The sequence below is a fragment of the Mycolicibacterium thermoresistibile genome (genome assembly GCF_900187065.1).
In the GTDB taxonomy this organism is placed as follows: domain Bacteria; phylum Actinomycetota; class Actinomycetes; order Mycobacteriales; family Mycobacteriaceae; genus Mycobacterium; species Mycobacterium thermoresistibile.
Map to the genome: position 1 here is coordinate 1,867,829 of NZ_LT906483.1, position 14,822 is coordinate 1,882,650.

Here is a 14,822-nt window from a genome sequence, read left to right on the forward strand (position 1 = left end):
CCAATGGCGTGGGATTTCAGCACCGAACCCGAGTTCCAGGAGAAGCTCGACTGGGTGAAGCAGTTCTGCGAGGAGAAGGTCGAACCGCTCGATCACGTGTTTCCCCACGCGGTGCGCTCACCCGACCCGGTGGTCAAGGCCTATGTGCGTGAGCTGCAACAGGAGGTCAGGGATCAGGGGCTGTGGGCGATCTTCCTCGACAGGGAACTCGGCGGCCCGGGATTCGGTCAGCTCAAGCTCGCTCTGCTCAACGAGATCATCGGACGCTATCCCGGCGCCCCGCAGATGTTCGGCGCGGCCGCACCGGACACCGGCAACATCGAGATGCTCGCCGCCTACGGCACCGAGGAGCAGAAGAAGCGCTGGCTCGAGCCGCTGCTGAACCAGGACATCTTCTCGGCCTACTCGATGACCGAACCGCAGGGCGGCAGCGATCCGAACCTGTTCGAAACCCACGCCGTGCGTGACGGTGACGAATGGGTGATCAACGGGGAGAAGTGGTTCACCTCGGCGGGCCGCGTCGCCGACATCCTGTTCGTGATGTGCACCAACGGCATGTTCGTGGTGCCGCGCGACACCCCGGGTGTGGAGATCATGCCCGAACCGCGCAACCACAACCACATCATCTACCGCGACGTGCGGGTGCCGCTCGACCACCTGCTGGGGCCGGAGGACGGCGCCAAGGTGCTGGCGCAGCGCCGGCTGGGCGGCGGGCGCATCCACCACGCCATGCGCACCATCGCGCAGTGCAATCTGGCGTTCGACATGATGTGCGAACGGGCGTTGAGCCGGAAATCGCACGGCAAGGTCATCGCCGAACATCAGATGGTGCAGGAGAAGATCGCCGAGTCCTACGCGATGATCAGGATGCTGCGCCTGTACGTGCTGGAAACCGCCTGGAAGATCGACCAGACCTCCACCCAGGAGGCGCGCACCGACATCGCCGCGGTGAAATTCACCATGGCGCGGGTGCTGCGCGAGGTGTCGTTCAACGCGCTGCACATCCTCGGCTCGCTGGGCACCACCGACCTCACCCCGCTGCAGGCGATGTATGCCAACGCTCCTACGATGGGCATCGCCGACGGCGTCGACGAGGTGCACATGGCCACCGTCGCCCGCCGGGTGCTGCGGGACCATGCGCCCCACGAAGGATATTTCCCTACCGAATTCATCCCCTACAAGCGGGAAGCCGCGTGGCGGAAGATGAAACCCGTGCTCGACGCGCGGCCGGACCTCGCCGCATCAGCGGAGGCGTACCAGAGGTACTTCGCCATCCGGCGTCGCTGACGGGCGCCGGGCCGTCACGGCGGACCAAGAATCTCGATGATTCGAACTCTGGCCACGTCCGGACACGGGTGTGACGATCCCTGTCGTGGTCTGTTGTCGCCGGTGAGCGGATCGGAATCGGCTGTGCCGACCGTCCGCGCGTTCTGACCGGCGCTGCCGCGAACGCATCAGACCAAGTCTCTCGCATCATCCCGTAGTCCCAACGCGTCATCCGATGAAAGGAGTATGGCCGTGACCGCCGCTGTCGATACCCCCACCAGGATCACCCCGCTCGAACCGGTCGAGCTCGACTCGAAGACGCTCGGCTTCCCCGAGAACAACGTCGCCTCGATCCCGCCGCTGGCCAGGCACTGGCAGGAGCTCGATCTCCGCGAGATCCTCTCCCGCCCCGCGGCTTTCCTTTCCGTAAGCCAGTCGAACTCGCTGTACAAGCCCGGCGGTGTGCAGTACGCGGAAGGGCACGCCTTCCGCGGCAGCCTGGAGGCCACCGTCAAAGCGGTGCAGGCCGCCCGTGAGGCGTCGAACTTCGTGTCATTCAACTGGATCGGATACTCGGTGTTCCGAAACGACTACCCGAAGACCGATTTCGACCGGGTGCAGTACCACGCCTGGACCGGGCACATCGACGCCACCCCCGAGCAGATCGCCTGGGACAACGAGCTTGTCGCCGAGTTGCGGGAACTGGTTCGGCCCGGCGACAACGAACTGTACGAGACGGCCTTGCAGACCGCGTTCGTCGGGACCGATCTGCCGGGCACCCTGATCCGGCAGAAGGTCGAGGTCGTGGTCATCACCGGCATCCACCTCGACTGGTGCATCGAGGGCAACGCCCGGGCCGCCCGCGACCACGGACTGTTGCCGATCGTCATCGGCGACGCCACCGGCGCGGCCCACCCCGATCAGGAACCCGCGGCGTTCGAGCGGATCAACAACTACTTCGCCCCGGTCATCACGTCCGATCAGTTCGTGGAGTGGGTGACCCGCTGATGGGCAATGTGGGCCTGCTGCTGGTCGGCGTGGTGCTGTTCGTGAACGGTCTGGTGTCGGTGGGGGTGGTCAGCCCGCGCAGCGCCGCCGCCGTTGAACCTCTTCGTGGGGGCCGCGCAGGTGTTGCTGCCGACGTTGATCCTGGTCACCGCGGACGGGAACCCCGAGGTCATCAACGCCGCCTGGCCCAGCTATCTGTTCGGCTTCACCTATCTGTGGTTCGGCCTGATCCAGATCTTTGATCTCGATCCCAAGGGATTCGGCTGGTACAGCGCGTTCGTGGCGGCGATCGCCGCGTTCCACGCGGTGAAATCCGTCGGGTCCGATCCGGTGTTCGCGGTGATCTGGGCGACCTGGACCATCATGTGGACGTTGTTCTTCGTGCTGCTCGGGCTCGGTGTCACCACCGCGGGCCGGCTCGACCTGGGCCATTTCACCGGATGGTTCCTGGTGCTGCTCGGCATCCCGACCTGCACGGTGTCGGCGATCCTGCTGCTGAACGGCGTCTGGGTCACCTCCGCCGGCGCGGGTCTGCTGGCGCTGGCCGCACTGCTCGCCGGTGCGGTGGGGTCCGGTGTGCTGGCCGGCCGCAGTGCCCGGAGATCCGGTGTCGTCGAGGCGGATTCGCCCCGGATATCCGGAGCGGGGGAGCGGGTGCCCCAACCGGCGTAGATCGCCTCTGGACCCGGCCGGCCGGCGAGCCGGACGTGAATCACCTCAGCCGCGAGGTACCTCAGCGCAAGCTGCGCCGCATGGCAGCCGCACATACCGTGTGCGCCCGGACCCGGCGGGGTGGCAGCCGAGCAGACGTACCTGCCCGGGACGCCGATCGTTTAATCGTTTAGGGGTGCAACGTGATCCGTGGTCCGAAGATCAGCTGCCGGATGTCCTTGGCGCCGGTGAGGATGTCGCCGCCGACGTAGTTCGGGTTGAACACCGACATCTCGGTGGTCGACCGGACCGCCATGCCGACGACGCGGTCCCGGAACCCGGGGGCGAACCACTCCAACTGGCTGTTGCGACGCATGTTGGCCAACCGTCATTCGGGCGTGAACCCTTCCTCGTCTAGGCGTTGCAGGCCGTGTGCGTCGGTGAGTTCGGCGCGGAATTCAGGGTGTTGCCAGTCGAACCGCACCCATTCTCTGAGTGGGCGTGGGTTACCGGTCATGGCATCTGCAACCAGCATCGCGCTGCGCCCGTTCGACAATGCAAGAACAACTACTTCGTTGAACGGTTTGCTACCCCGCGATGGTTGGTCCAGAATATTCTCCAGTTCTTCCCAGTTGGCACGCATAGATGTGCCCCATTGACCGTTCCAGATCTCAATGGTTGATGGGGTGAGGCGCAGATAATGGCCACCTCCGTGCGTGAGCATTCGATAAAGGGTTGGAGCACCGAACAACACAAGGGAGATACAGGAGGCCGGAACGATTACTCGCATAACTCCGGTCGGACCGTAGTCAACCATGTTGAGCGGCGCAAAGATCAAATACAATACCGCGGCAAGGAAGATGGCAGCCGTGGATACGCCAAACGCAACATCCACGATTTTCTGAGGCCGCATCGTGACGCCTGTTGCGTCATACTCTCTCCTCGGCCTTGTCCGCCCCGAGGTCGTGTAGGCGAAATAATAGGAAAAACCAAATGACCACATGGCCAGGCCGAGAATGATTGCTGCCGTTGCGAAACTGCCGCGCAGCAACCACACCATCACCCAAACTCCGGAAAAACTCCGAGCCCGGCTAATCCTACTGAAAGGATGAGAACTTTCAGTGGCGGCTTCATCGCGGGCACAAGGTGTTTCCGAGGCAGTTGCCGAGGGTTCGGCCGCCGGCGGATGCAGCGAATACCGCTGGGATGGCTAGCCAGGGACCGCCCGCGGACGTGCCCATGCCGACGTATTCGGCTCCGATGCGGACATAGTCGGACGCCTCCGCCGTGAGCATCGGGATGCCGCGTCCGGCTTGAGCTTCCAGTCCACTCATGCCTGTACTGGCAGTGGTCAAAATGGGATGGTTGAAGAGTTCCAGTGGGACGTCTTCTTCAGGTCGATCCGGAGGTTTGATGGCGATGCTGCGGTGACCGTCGGGATAGCCTCTGATCGTGGTCCGTGTGCCGTTCGCATATTGGATAGTGGTGGAACTCGAACCGGCCCAGTCGTGTAGAGCAGATTCATTGAAAGTCACGGACGTAGCCTTCGAGATGCGACTATTCCGAGGTCGGCCTCGCGGATGAGCTCCGCTGCGATGTCGACTTGACCGGCGAGGGCACGCTGGATGTTGGGATCAACTTCCATGTGCGCTCTCTGTTTCTACAAGATCAGTCGATGCGATAGCTAGACACTAACGGATGCTGGCAGCGGGTTTTTACAGCAATTTCGTCAGGACCGTGGCTCGCGTCGAGCGCCTGCTGATCGATGCCTTACAGGCGGACGCGCTCACTCACCGACGGTGCACGAGGAGATGAACCGCGGGTTAGCGGTGAACAGCGGGCCCGATGACAGTACGCCATAGTTCGACGAAGCCGCTCTTCATCAGCTTTCTGCTGAGGCCGTCCGATACCAGCGCCACGGGGGAGCCACCGTGTGATCGAATTCTATTGCAGCGCCAACGAAGTCGCTTGCCCACTGCGTGAGGATCACGTTGAGTTCGCCTGGTGGGTTACTTCCTGGGCGTCTCCGGATTGCCCGGACCAGCCCGGCCATCAGTCGTGTTTCGCCTCGTAGCGCAGCAGGACCGTGCCGCCGGGAAAAGTGCGGTTTTTCCGACAGGCGCAACGAGATCCATGACGGCACGGTGGGGAAGAACCGGGTGCCGCCGCCCACGACGATGGGCGCCATCACCATCCGGAATTCGTCCACCAGCCCGGCCAGCACGATCGGTGCGGCCAGTGTCGCGCCGGCCACCTCCAGTGTGCCGTCGGTTTCGGCTTTCACTTTCCGCACCATCTCGACCGGATCGCCGCGTTCCAGGCGGGAGTTCCAGTCGACCGTCTCCAGGGTGCGCGAGAACACCACCTTGGGCATATCGTGCCAGACGCCGGCGTAGTCGCTGATCAGGGACGTGGCGTCCGGGCTTGGTCGGCGGTCGGCCAGTACGTGGACATCAGTTCGTAGAGCCGCCGGCCGTAGAACGCGCACGCGGTCTCCCGTTCGACGTCGTTCCAGTACTGGTGCAGTTCCTCGCTCGGTTCGGACCAGTCGATGCTGCCTTGGGCGTCGGCGATGTAGCCGTCCACCGACACGTTGAAGCCATAGATGAGTTTGCCCACGTCATTCAGACCGCACCGGAGGGCCAGACTCATCGCGATGCCACACGGGAGAAATACGAGCGCACGCAGTGCTCATCAAGCTGGTGCCGGCAGTTGACTTCGCGCAGAGTACGCGGAGGGGCGAGCAACAGCAATCATCATGCCGAGCACACCGGCTTCTCCGGTGTGCTCGGTCTGGTCACCGGATTCGCCCTGCTGCTCATGGGCAGATCCAGCGCTCGACTCGCCGTCGATGTCACGGCCCTCGGCCCCGGTGATCGAGTGGTGGACTGCGGCGGTGAAGTTCACCCACCGGCTTGTTGGTTGGAGACAAAAATTGCGGTATACGGTGGGTTATGGCCCAGGCTCCCGACAAGGCTCCGGATGCCGGCAGCTGCTCGAGCTGCTGCGGGACAGCGTCGAGGGCAATATCGACACGATCTTCTCGGCGATCCAGCACGACATCCCGATCGAGGAGGTGGCGCCGCCGACCGCCGCGCTGGAGTACGCCCGACGGCTGGCCCGGCACGGCGTCGAGCCGCACGCCCTGCTCCGCGCCTACCGGCTCGGCCAACAGAAACTCCTCGACATCGTGTTGCACGAGATCCGGTCGCTGGACTGGGAGCGGGAGGTGAGCCTGGAGTTCGTGGTAGGCGTCACCAACGCCACCTTCGGCTACATCGACGGGATCTCCCAGCGCGTGGTGGAGGTGTACCAGCAGGAACGGGAGCGCTGGCTGGAGAACCGCAACAGCCTGCGCGCCATGCGGGTCCGCGAGTTGCTGGACGGGGGAGAGGTGGACGTCGACACGGCGTCCGCGACCGTCGGCTACCCGCTGCGGCGTACACATCTGGCGGTGTGCGTGTGGACGCCCGACGGTTCGGCGGGAGACAACGAGCTGGACCGGCTGCAGCGTTACGTCCGCGGCCTCGCCGAGGCGCTCGGCGCGCCGGGCGACTCCCTGTTCATTGCCCTGGACCGGCTCACCGGATGCGGCTGGATCCCGCTGCCCGGGGACGCGGCCACCGGTGCGGTGGCCGGGGTGCGCCGGTACGCCGCCGAGCATCCCGATGGTCCGCACCTCGCGCTGGGTGATCCGCTGCCGGGCCTCGACGGATTCCGGCGCAGCTACCGGCAGGCGCTGCGGACCCGCGCGGTGGCGGTGGCCGCCGGCGCATCGGCGCCGCGGGTCACCGCGGCGGCGGACCCCGGTCTGTCCGCGGCGGCGTTGCTGACCGGAGACCTCGCCGAGGCGCGGACCTGGGTGCAGGAAGTGCTCGGCCCATTGTCGGCAGACACCAAAAACGATGCCCGGCTGCGCGAGACCCTCGGGGTGTTCCTGCGGCACGGGTCCAGCTACACCGCCGCGGCCGATGAGCTCAACCTGCACTTCAACACCGTCAAGTACCGCGTGCAGCGGGCCGTCGAACGGCGCGGCCGGCCCATCGTCCCTGATCGGCTCGATGTCGAGCTGGCCTTGCTGATCTGTCAGTGGTTCGGCGCCGCGGTGTTGCGGCCGCAACGCTGACCGTGCTTGGCCGGAAAGCGATTTCGACGCCACCGGCCTGAGGTGACACCCTTGGAAGAGACATCCTGGAGCAGACACCCCATCCGGCAGAAAGGATCGCGAATGACCTCGTCGTCCGGCGGCTCGCGTGTCGGCACCCGATTCGGACCCTACGAACTGCGGTCGTTGATCGGCGTCGGGGGAATGGGGGAGGTCTACCGGGCCTACGACACGGTGCGCGGCCGGATGGTGGCGCTCAAACTGTTGCGTCCCGAACTGGCGGCCGACCCGAACTTCCAGGAGCGGTTCCGGCGGGAGTCGCGGCTGGCGGCGCGGCTGCAGGAGCCGCACGTCATCCCGGTGCACGACTTCGGCGACATCGACGGGGTGCTCTACATCGACATGCGGCTGGTCGACGGGGCCAGCCTGAAGGACATTCTGCGCAGCTCAGGTCCTCTCGAGCCGGCCCGGGCCGCCGCGATCATCAAACAGGTGGCGGCCGCGCTGGACGCCGCCCACGCCGACGGCCTGATCCACCGCGACATCAAACCCGAGAACGTCCTGCTCACCGCGGATGACTTCGCCTACCTCGTCGATTTCGGCATCGCGCATGCCGGCGGCGACGCCGGCGTGACACGGACCGGGATGCTGATCGGCTCCAGCGCGTACATGGCGCCGGAGCGGTTCGCCAACGGCCGGGTCGGGCCGGCGGCCGACATCTACTCGCTGACCTGTCTGCTGTACGAGTGCCTCACCGGCCGGCCACCATTCGACACCGGTGACCTGCAGCAGCTAATGAGCGCACACATGTTCGCGCCACCGCCGCGGCCCAGCGCGGTGCGCCGCGGCCTCGACCGCGGCTTCGACGACGTCATCGCCACCGGGATGGCCAAACAGCCCGAAGCCCGGTTCGCGACGGCCGGTCAGCTCGCCGCGGCCGCCACCGCTGCCGCGGAGGCGCACGCCACACCAGCCGCCCCGGGCCCGTCGCCCGCCCCGGCGCCGACGCTGCAGTTCACCCAGCCCTATCCGCCGGACGCCACCGGCTACACCCCCTATCCGCCGGAGCAGTCGGCGTTCGGGCAGACGCCGCCCGGAACGAGCCGGCGGGCCACCGGCGGATCACGGCTGACCCGGGCGCAACAGGTGGTGGTCGCGGCGGTGATCGTGCTGTTCGGGGTGGCCGCCGGACTCGCGGCGGTGCTGGTGTCCGACCGGGACGGCCCTGCGCCGTCATCGCAGCTCGCCGTGCCGCCGGCGCAGACCACCGAGCCGACCGGGACGACCGCCGCGCCGACGACCGGCCCGACCCGCAGCTCCACCCCCACGACCCCGACGACCCGCACGACTCCGACGACCACCACATCCCCGGAGCGCACCTCGCCGGTCCCGTCCGCATCCCCGGCGACACCACCGGCGACCCCGCCCACATCCCCGACATCGCCGGTGGCATCCCCGGTGACACCGGCAGCGGTGCCCGGCGCGGATCGTCAGGGCTTCATCGGGCACGCCGCCCGGTGCGATTCGGGCAGCACGCCGGCGGCCATGGTGCGCACCGACAACTCACTGGCCGTGGTCTGCGAAACCCGGTCCGGAGATTACTACTACCGCGGGGAACGGCTCAGCGACGGCGCGAGCATCGAACTGCGCAACGCCCGCCCGGCCGGTGACGGCTTCGACGCCGTCAACCCCGCCGACGGCACCCGCTACGAGGTGCGCCCCGATCGGCTCACCATCATCAGCAACGGCCGCATCGACGCGAACGAACCGGTGCAGCAGTACGCGGGGCGCTGAGGCGGCCCGGTGTCACCAGTGCCAGACGGACATGTCGCCCGGCGGATACTCCATGCACACATCGGTCGCCGCGGCGACCACACCCTTGTTGTTGAAGAAGATCTTCGCCCAGTTCGGCCACCGGAACGCCATCGGCTCACCGTAGATGTTGGTGGCGATCTCCTCCGAGTAGGCGCGGCGCTCGGCCGGGCTCAGCGAGTAGAACCAGTGGATGCGGTCGCGGGCGCCCTGCTGCACATCGGCCGGCTTGTTGTTGTAGTCGATCATGTACCGCTCGTAGTACACCGGCCGGGTGTCGCGCACCGCGGCGAGGATCTGTTCGGCGTCGCAGGTGGTGTGGATCATCCGCCGGGGAATCGGATAGTCCTCGGTCGAATCAGCCGCGGCCACACCCGGAGCGACCGCCGCGCCACCCGCGACGAGCAGCATGGCGATACCGGACCGCACCACGTTCTTCACGTCGAACCCCCGCTTGGCTTGCATCTTGGTCAATTCCCGGGTCCCTTCCGTCAGTTCCGGGCGGCGGCCGCTTCGAGCACGTGCCGGTTCTCGGGGCAGTAGAAGTCGATGGCGGCACCGAGGAACTGCCACGCCTGTTCGGTGGTGCTCTCTCGATGCAACTGCGCCTCGACGAACTCCGCCGACTCGAAGGCGTCGTGGTCGATGCCCCGGTGCAGCCGCTTGCAGGTGATCTTGGCGATCCACGCGTTGTAGTCCCGCTGGCCGTAGATGCCGAAAGTGTGCAGGTGGCTGGCGAAATCCGTGTCCCTATCGGCTTGCGCCACCGGGGCGAAACCGATAGCGGCGCAAGCCAACACCGCTGCCATCAGGAGACGTTTCATACCGACACCCTATCGGTCGTGGCCGGCCCCCGAGGCGGTACCGACGGCCAAGGTTGCGGAACCGGCCGTTTCCGCACGAACTGCGGCCACCAGAACCAGCGGCCCAACAGGGTGGCGATGGACGGCATCATGAACGAGCGCACCACGAAGGTGTCGAACAGCAGACCCAACCCGATTGTGGTGCCCACCTGGCCCATTACCGTCAGATCGCTGACCACCATCACCATCATGGTGAGGCCGAACACCAGGCCGGCGGCGGTGACCACCGAGCCGCTGCCGCCCATGGCGCGGATCATCCCGGTGTTCAAGCCGGCGGGAATCTCCTCCCTCAGGCGGGCCACCACCAGCAGGTTGTAGTCCGCCCCCACCGCCAACAGGATGATGAGCGCCATCGGGAACACCATCCAGTGCATCTCGAGCCCGACGATGTATTGCCAGATCAGCACCGAGACGCCGAAAGACGCGGCCAGCGAGAGGGTTACGGTTCCGACGATGACCGCCGCCGCCACGACCGCCCGGGTCAGGATCAGCATGATGATGAAGATCAGGCAGACCGCGGCGATCGCGGCGATGATCAGGTCGTACTTGGTGCCGTCGGACATGTCCTTGAACACCGCTGCGGTGCCGCCCAGATAGACCCGGGAACCCTCCAGGGGCGTGCCCTTGATCGCCTCTACGGCCGCCTTCTTGATCGGCTCGATCTTTGCCAGACCTTCCGGCGTCATCGGATCGCCCTGATGGGAGATGATGAACCGGACCGCGTGCCCGTCCGGCGACAGGAACTGCTCCAGACCCCGCTGGAAGTCGGGGTTGTCGAACGCCTCCGGCGGCAGATAGAACGAGTCGTCGTTGCGGGCCTGGTCGAACGCCTCACCCATGGCGTTGGCGTTCTCCTGCATCTCGGCCATCTGATCCTGCAGGCCGGCGTTGGTGGCCTGCATCGTCAGCAGCATCGACCGCATCGTCTTCATCGTCGCCACCGTGGTGGGTAGCAACGTGAGCATCTGCGGCATCAGATCGTTGAGCCGATGCATGTGCGGCAACATGTTCTGGATGTCGTCGGTCATCGTGTTGATGCCGTCGAGGGTGTCGAACACCGACCGCATCGCCCAGCAAACCGGGATGTTGTAGCAGTGCGGCTCCCAGTAGAAGTAGTTGCGGATCGGCCGGAAGAAGTCGTCGAACTCCGAGATGCTGTCGCGCATTTCGGCGACGTGCGCGGCCATCTCGTCCATGTCTCGGACCATGTTGTCGGTGGTCTCGACCATCTCCTCCATCAGCGCGATCATCTTGTCCATGGTGTCGATCATCAGCTGCATCTCATCGGCCTGGACCAGCATGTCGGCCATCCGGTCCTGCATGTACTGCTGATTGAGGATCTGCAGCGTGCCCTGCTGGCTGATCATGAACGGGATCGAGCTGTGTTCGATCGGGGTGCCCTCCGGGCGGGTGATGCCCTGCACCCTGCTGATGCCCTCCACCTGGAACACCGCCTTGGCGATCTTCTCGATCACCAGGAAATCGGCCGGGTTGCGCAGGTCGTGATCGCTCTCGATGAGCAGCAGCTCCGGGTTGAGCCGGGCCGGGTCGAAGTGCCGCTCGGCGGCCTCGTAGCCCGCGTTGGACGGGAAGCTGGCCGGCAGATAGTTGCGGTCGTTGTAGTTGGTGCGGTAGCCGGGCAGCGCCAGCAGACCCACCAGCGTCACCGCGACCGTAGTGACCATGATCGGACCGGGCCACCGGACCACCGAGGCGCCGACCTTGCGCCAGAATCGGACGCGGGCGGCCCGCTTGGGCTCCAGCAGCCCGAATCTGGTGGCCACCGTGATGATCGCCGGCCCCATCGTCAGCGACGTGACGATCAGCACGATCATCCCGATGGCCAGCGGCGGGCCCAATGACTGGAAGTACGGCAACCGGGTGAAGCTCAGGCAGAACGTCGCCCCGGCGATGGTCAGACCAGACGCCAGGATCACGTGGGCGGTGCCGCCGAACATGGTGTGATAGGCGGTCGCCCGGTCCGCGCCGACCGAGCGGGCCTCCTGATAACGGCCGATGAGGAAGATCGCGTAGTCGACCGCGATCGCGATCGCCAGCGTCACCAGCAGGCTGGTCGCGAAGGTGGAGAGCCCGATGATGTTGTGGTAGCCGAGGAACGCCACCACGCCGCGGGTCGTCAGCAGCCCGATCAGCACCATGAACAGGGCGATCAGCACCGTGATGACGGACCGGTAGACGAACAGCAGCATGGTGGTGATCACCAGGAAGGTCAGCGCCTCGATCACCCGCAGGCTGCTGTCGCCGGCCTCCTGCTGATCGGCCGACATCGCCGCGCCGCCGGTGACGAACGCCTGCACCCCCTCCGGGGCCATCTCCTCGGAGACGGTGGCGATCATCTCCCGGACCGTCTCGACCGACTCGTTGGCCAGCGCCTCGCCCTGGTTGCCGGCGAGTTTCACCTGCACATAGGCCGACTTGCCGTCCGGGCTCTGCACACCGGTCGCGGTGAGTGGGTCGCTCCACAGGTCCTGCACGTTCTCGACGTGCGCGTCGTCGGCCTCCAGCCGCTTGACCAGCTCGTCGTAGAAGGCGCGGGCGTCGGCGCCGAGCGGTTCCTCGCCCTCCAGGACGATCATCACCTGGCTGTCCGAGCTGCCCTCGTCGAACAGTTCGCCGACGCGCTTCATCGCGACCATCGACGGCGCCTCGTCGGGGCTCATCGACACCGCACGCATCTCGCCGACGACCTCGAGCTGCGGAACCGTGATGTTGAGCAGCGCGATCAGCGCGATCCAGCCCACGATGATGGGCAGCGACAGCCGGCGGATCCAGGTCGAGATGAAGCTGGGGCCGTGGGTGGAGACCTTGATGTCGAGGCGGTCGGTGGGCGCCTCGTCGGTACGCACGTGGCCGGGGTTCGCGGTCATGCGGACTTCTCGATGCAGTACGTCTGGGCGTTCACGCCGGTGGAGACACTTTCTACTCGGAGCTCACCGTCGACGATGATGCGGCAGCCGATGTGGTCGGCGTTGCCCTGCGCCACGATGTGCGCCAGCGCCGACGGTGCGGTGGTGCTGAGGGTGATGGACCAGGGCAGGGTGACGTCGTTGACCCGTTGGGTGCGCGCGTCGAGGTCGAGATAGTTGATGTCGACGACCGCGCCCGGCGTGCCGAAGATCTCGTACGTCACCACCTTGGGGTCGAACGGCTCCGGATCGTCGGCGAACACGATCGGCGTGACGATGTGGCTCTCCGCGGCGAAGATCTGGCGGACGCGATCGACGGCGAAGGCACCGACGGCGACCACGGCCGCGATGAGAAGGGGCATCCAGAACCGTCTGAGCGTTTTGATCATCCGAACCCCTGATGTCGGCTGGTCTGCTGAGCTAGGGTCACTTCACCGGGCGGTGCCCGACGGCACGGTGACGGTGGCGGCAGCGATGCGGCGCTCCCCGCGAAGTGCCGCGCTGCCTGCTGCCAGGTTCTCGCTCCGGCCGGATTTCGCGCTGCTCGCTCGCACTGTTGAACCCTTCCCGGCGTTAGTCGACTGAAACGTTAGCACGTCAAACTAGGACGTTAGCCTACATAACTTATTTGTGGACACCCCGTCGGGGCTCCGTGTCGGCCGAGGCTGCGCCGGGAACTGACCACACCGTGAGCAAACAGTCCCGACCCGCGCATCTCGACCCGGTCACGGCAGCGTATCAATTCGCTACGGCGCTAAGCACATTGACCAAGCGGGAAACTACTGTCAGGCCGGTGTCCGGGTTTCCGGCCCACGGTGCCCGGCACGAAAGGTCTGACATGTCGGCTCTCCGTCGAGTGATATCCGCCACTGCAGCCACGGCAGCCGTGTCGTTGCTGCTCGCGCCGAGTGAGCTGACCCCGCCGGCGGCCGCCGACCCCTGTTCGGTGCCGACCGGTCCCGCCGCGAGATCGCTGACGCCGAACTTCCCGCAGCTGCCGCTGCTGCACCTGCCGATCGGGCGCAAGCCGGCGTTCCTCAACGGCGACACCAGCGCCGCCGCCCGCCAGGAGGCGGCCACCGCCGACGCCGCGGTCGCGCCGGACACCCCACCGGCGGCGGCGGAGGCCCCGGAGGCCGAGACCGCGACGATCGTGGACTGGATCACCGGGCCCAACAGCACCTCCTACACCCGTTTCGGTATCTCCGGCACCGATCTGGGCATCATGTGGGACAACGGATCCGCCACCGAGCCGCAGGTGCTGATCGCCTTCGGCGACACCTTCGGCGACTGCGGGGTGCCGGGTCAGGAGTGGCGCAAGAACGCGCTGTTCCGCAGCTCGGACCGCAATCTGGCGGACGGCATGACCATTCCCGACCCCCGGTACGGCGACGTGTACGCCGGGTCGCCGGTCACCCGGGAGCGGCCCGACTTCTCCCGGCAGGTGATCGCCAGCCTCGGTCTGGCCGCCCAGGAGGTCACCGTCATCCCGACGGCCGGGATCTCCGTGGGCTCAACGCAGTACGTGAACTTCATGTCGGTGGCCCAGTGGGGCGCGCCGGGACAGTGGTCGACGAACTTCTCGGCGGTCGCGGTGTCCACCGACAACGGCGAGACGTGGACGGTGCCGCGGGAGAGCATCCGGCCGGCGTGGTTCAACTCGGTGCCCGGGGTGCCGTTCATCTGGGGCTACCAGAACTTCCAGATGGGCGCCTACCTGCGGCACAACGGTTACGTCTACGCCTACGGCACCGGCGCGGGCCGCGGCGGGATGCCGTTCCTGGCCCGGGTGCCCGAGCACTCGGTGGCGAACCTGGCGGCCTACGAATACCACACACCGTTCGGTTGGCTGCGTGGGCTGCCGTTTCTGGCGATCCAGGTGGTGTGGGCGCCGAGCAGCGAACTCTCGGTGGCCTGGAACGACTACCTGCAGAAGTTCGTGATGCTCTACACCAACACCGCCAGCAGTGTGGTGATGCGGACCGCGGACAAACCGGAGGGGCCGTGGAGTGCGGCGAAGACCATCGTGACGTCCACCCAGGTGCCCGGCGGCATCTACGCGCCCTACATCCACCCCTGGTCGAAGGGCCGGGACCTGTATTTCACCCTGTCGCTGTGGTCGACCTACAGCGTCATGCTGATGCGCACCACGCTGCAGAAGTGATCCGCACGCCGCGCCCGGCCGACCGG

14 protein-coding genes and 2 pseudogenes are annotated in these 14,822 nt (G+C 66.3%); 7 read left to right on the plus strand and 9 right to left on the minus strand.

Annotation, left to right across the window (positions count from 1 at the left end; all coding sequences use genetic code 11):
• Positions 1-3 precede the first annotated feature (3 nt).
• From CKW28_RS08720 to CKW28_RS08730, 4 genes are all read left to right on the plus strand, one after another.
• Positions 4-1,287: an acyl-CoA dehydrogenase family protein gene (locus tag CKW28_RS08720; protein WP_003924617.1), complete on the plus strand. Its 1,284-nt coding sequence runs from the start codon at positions 4-6 to the stop codon at positions 1,285-1,287.
• Between the two features lie 225 nt (positions 1,288-1,512).
• Entirely contained in the window at positions 1,513-2,274 is a 762-nt protein-coding gene (locus CKW28_RS08725; RefSeq protein ID WP_003924619.1) for a cysteine hydrolase family protein, read from the plus strand.
• Positions 2,274-2,516 (plus strand): AmiS/UreI family transporter, encoded by a 243-nt coding sequence (locus tag CKW28_RS24495; protein ID WP_435405816.1) that lies wholly within the window; start codon positions 2,274-2,276, stop codon positions 2,514-2,516. The genes CKW28_RS08725 and CKW28_RS24495 overlap by 1 nt, the downstream gene beginning before the upstream one ends.
• The gene (locus tag CKW28_RS08730; RefSeq protein ID WP_435405817.1) at positions 2,410-2,946 is read left to right on the plus strand and encodes an AmiS/UreI family transporter; all 537 of its coding nucleotides are present in this window, start codon (positions 2,410-2,412) and stop codon (positions 2,944-2,946) included. The genes CKW28_RS24495 and CKW28_RS08730 overlap by 107 nt, the downstream gene beginning before the upstream one ends.
• 41 nt (positions 2,947-2,987) lie before the next feature.
• Here the strand turns inward: CKW28_RS08730 and CKW28_RS08735 are convergent.
• From CKW28_RS08735 to CKW28_RS23795, 5 genes and pseudogenes are all read right to left on the minus strand, one after another.
• Positions 2,988-3,286, minus strand: a pseudogene (locus CKW28_RS08735) (phytoene desaturase family protein); the annotation flags it as partial.
• 27 nt (positions 3,287-3,313) lie between these two features.
• The gene (locus tag CKW28_RS08740) at positions 3,314-3,985 is read right to left on the minus strand and encodes a hypothetical protein (protein ID WP_081475442.1); all 672 of its coding nucleotides are present in this window, start codon (positions 3,983-3,985) and stop codon (positions 3,314-3,316) included.
• Between the two features lie 70 nt (positions 3,986-4,055).
• On the minus strand, positions 4,056-4,460 hold the full coding sequence (locus CKW28_RS23560; RefSeq protein ID WP_131588015.1) for a hypothetical protein: 405 nt from the start codon (positions 4,458-4,460) through the stop codon (positions 4,056-4,058).
• A 517-nt stretch (positions 4,461-4,977) separates the two neighbouring features.
• Positions 4,978-5,544, minus strand: a pseudogene (locus CKW28_RS08745) (dihydrofolate reductase family protein).
• Positions 5,545-5,619: 75 nt separating this feature from the next.
• The gene (locus tag CKW28_RS23795; protein WP_162292322.1) at positions 5,620-5,832 is read right to left on the minus strand and encodes a hypothetical protein; all 213 of its coding nucleotides are present in this window, start codon (positions 5,830-5,832) and stop codon (positions 5,620-5,622) included.
• Positions 5,833-5,872: 40 nt separating this feature from the next.
• Between CKW28_RS23795 and CKW28_RS08750 the strand changes: the two genes are divergently transcribed.
• Both CKW28_RS08750 and CKW28_RS08755 read left to right on the plus strand, forming a co-directional pair.
• Positions 5,873-7,051: a PucR family transcriptional regulator gene (locus CKW28_RS08750; RefSeq protein WP_003924622.1), complete on the plus strand. Its 1,179-nt coding sequence runs from the start codon at positions 5,873-5,875 to the stop codon at positions 7,049-7,051.
• 102 nt (positions 7,052-7,153) lie between these two features.
• Complete coding sequence (locus tag CKW28_RS08755; RefSeq protein ID WP_003924623.1) at positions 7,154-8,824, plus strand: serine/threonine-protein kinase; 1,671 nt, start codon at positions 7,154-7,156, stop codon at positions 8,822-8,824.
• Positions 8,825-8,836: 12 nt separating this feature from the next.
• Here CKW28_RS08755 and CKW28_RS08760 read toward each other — a convergent pair whose 3' ends face one another.
• From CKW28_RS08760 to CKW28_RS08775, 4 genes are read right to left on the minus strand one after another with little or no spacing between them, the layout of a single operon-like run.
• Positions 8,837-9,307, minus strand: a complete 471-nt coding sequence (locus tag CKW28_RS08760) for a DUF5078 domain-containing protein (protein ID WP_040546358.1) — start codon at positions 9,305-9,307, stop codon at positions 8,837-8,839.
• Positions 9,308-9,333: 26 nt separating this feature from the next.
• Positions 9,334-9,666: a DUF732 domain-containing protein gene (locus CKW28_RS08765; protein WP_003924625.1), complete on the minus strand. Its 333-nt coding sequence runs from the start codon at positions 9,664-9,666 to the stop codon at positions 9,334-9,336.
• Complete coding sequence (locus CKW28_RS08770; RefSeq protein ID WP_003924626.1) at positions 9,663-12,593, minus strand: MMPL/RND family transporter; 2,931 nt, start codon at positions 12,591-12,593, stop codon at positions 9,663-9,665. The genes CKW28_RS08765 and CKW28_RS08770 overlap by 4 nt, the downstream gene beginning before the upstream one ends.
• Positions 12,590-13,021 (minus strand): MmpS family transport accessory protein, encoded by a 432-nt coding sequence (locus tag CKW28_RS08775; RefSeq protein WP_040546315.1) that lies wholly within the window; start codon positions 13,019-13,021, stop codon positions 12,590-12,592. Before CKW28_RS08775 ends, CKW28_RS08770 begins: the two co-directional genes overlap by 4 nt.
• 449 nt (positions 13,022-13,470) lie before the next feature.
• Here CKW28_RS08775 and CKW28_RS08780 point away from each other — a divergent pair, with 449 nt between their 5' ends.
• Positions 13,471-14,796 (plus strand): glycoside hydrolase family 183 protein, encoded by a 1,326-nt coding sequence (locus tag CKW28_RS08780; RefSeq protein ID WP_040546316.1) that lies wholly within the window; start codon positions 13,471-13,473, stop codon positions 14,794-14,796.
• Positions 14,797-14,822 lie beyond the last annotated feature (26 nt).

What these genes read in the sequence shown, in the direction of transcription:
- CKW28_RS08775 (WP_040546315.1), bottom strand. Translation starts at nt 13,021, where the DNA reads ATGATCAAAACGCTCAGACGGTTCTGGATGCCCCTTCTCATCGCGGCC.
- CKW28_RS08770 (WP_003924626.1), bottom strand. Translation starts at nt 12,593, where the DNA reads ATGACCGCGAACCCCGGCCACGTGCGTACCGACGAGGCGCCCACCGAC.
- CKW28_RS08725 (WP_003924619.1), top strand. Translation starts at nt 1,513, where the DNA reads ATGGCCGTGACCGCCGCTGTCGATACCCCCACCAGGATCACCCCGCTC.
- CKW28_RS08720 (WP_003924617.1), top strand. Translation starts at nt 4, where the DNA reads ATGGCGTGGGATTTCAGCACCGAACCCGAGTTCCAGGAGAAGCTCGAC.
- CKW28_RS08765 (WP_003924625.1), bottom strand. Translation starts at nt 9,666, where the DNA reads ATGAAACGTCTCCTGATGGCAGCGGTGTTGGCTTGCGCCGCTATCGGT.
- CKW28_RS08780 (WP_040546316.1), top strand. Translation starts at nt 13,471, where the DNA reads ATGTCGGCTCTCCGTCGAGTGATATCCGCCACTGCAGCCACGGCAGCC.
- CKW28_RS08760 (WP_040546358.1), bottom strand. Translation starts at nt 9,307, where the DNA reads ATGCAAGCCAAGCGGGGGTTCGACGTGAAGAACGTGGTGCGGTCCGGT.
- CKW28_RS24495 (WP_435405816.1), top strand. Translation starts at nt 2,274, where the DNA reads ATGGGCAATGTGGGCCTGCTGCTGGTCGGCGTGGTGCTGTTCGTGAAC.
- CKW28_RS08740 (WP_081475442.1), bottom strand. Translation starts at nt 3,985, where the DNA reads ATGGTGTGGTTGCTGCGCGGCAGTTTCGCAACGGCAGCAATCATTCTC.
- CKW28_RS08755 (WP_003924623.1), top strand. Translation starts at nt 7,154, where the DNA reads ATGACCTCGTCGTCCGGCGGCTCGCGTGTCGGCACCCGATTCGGACCC.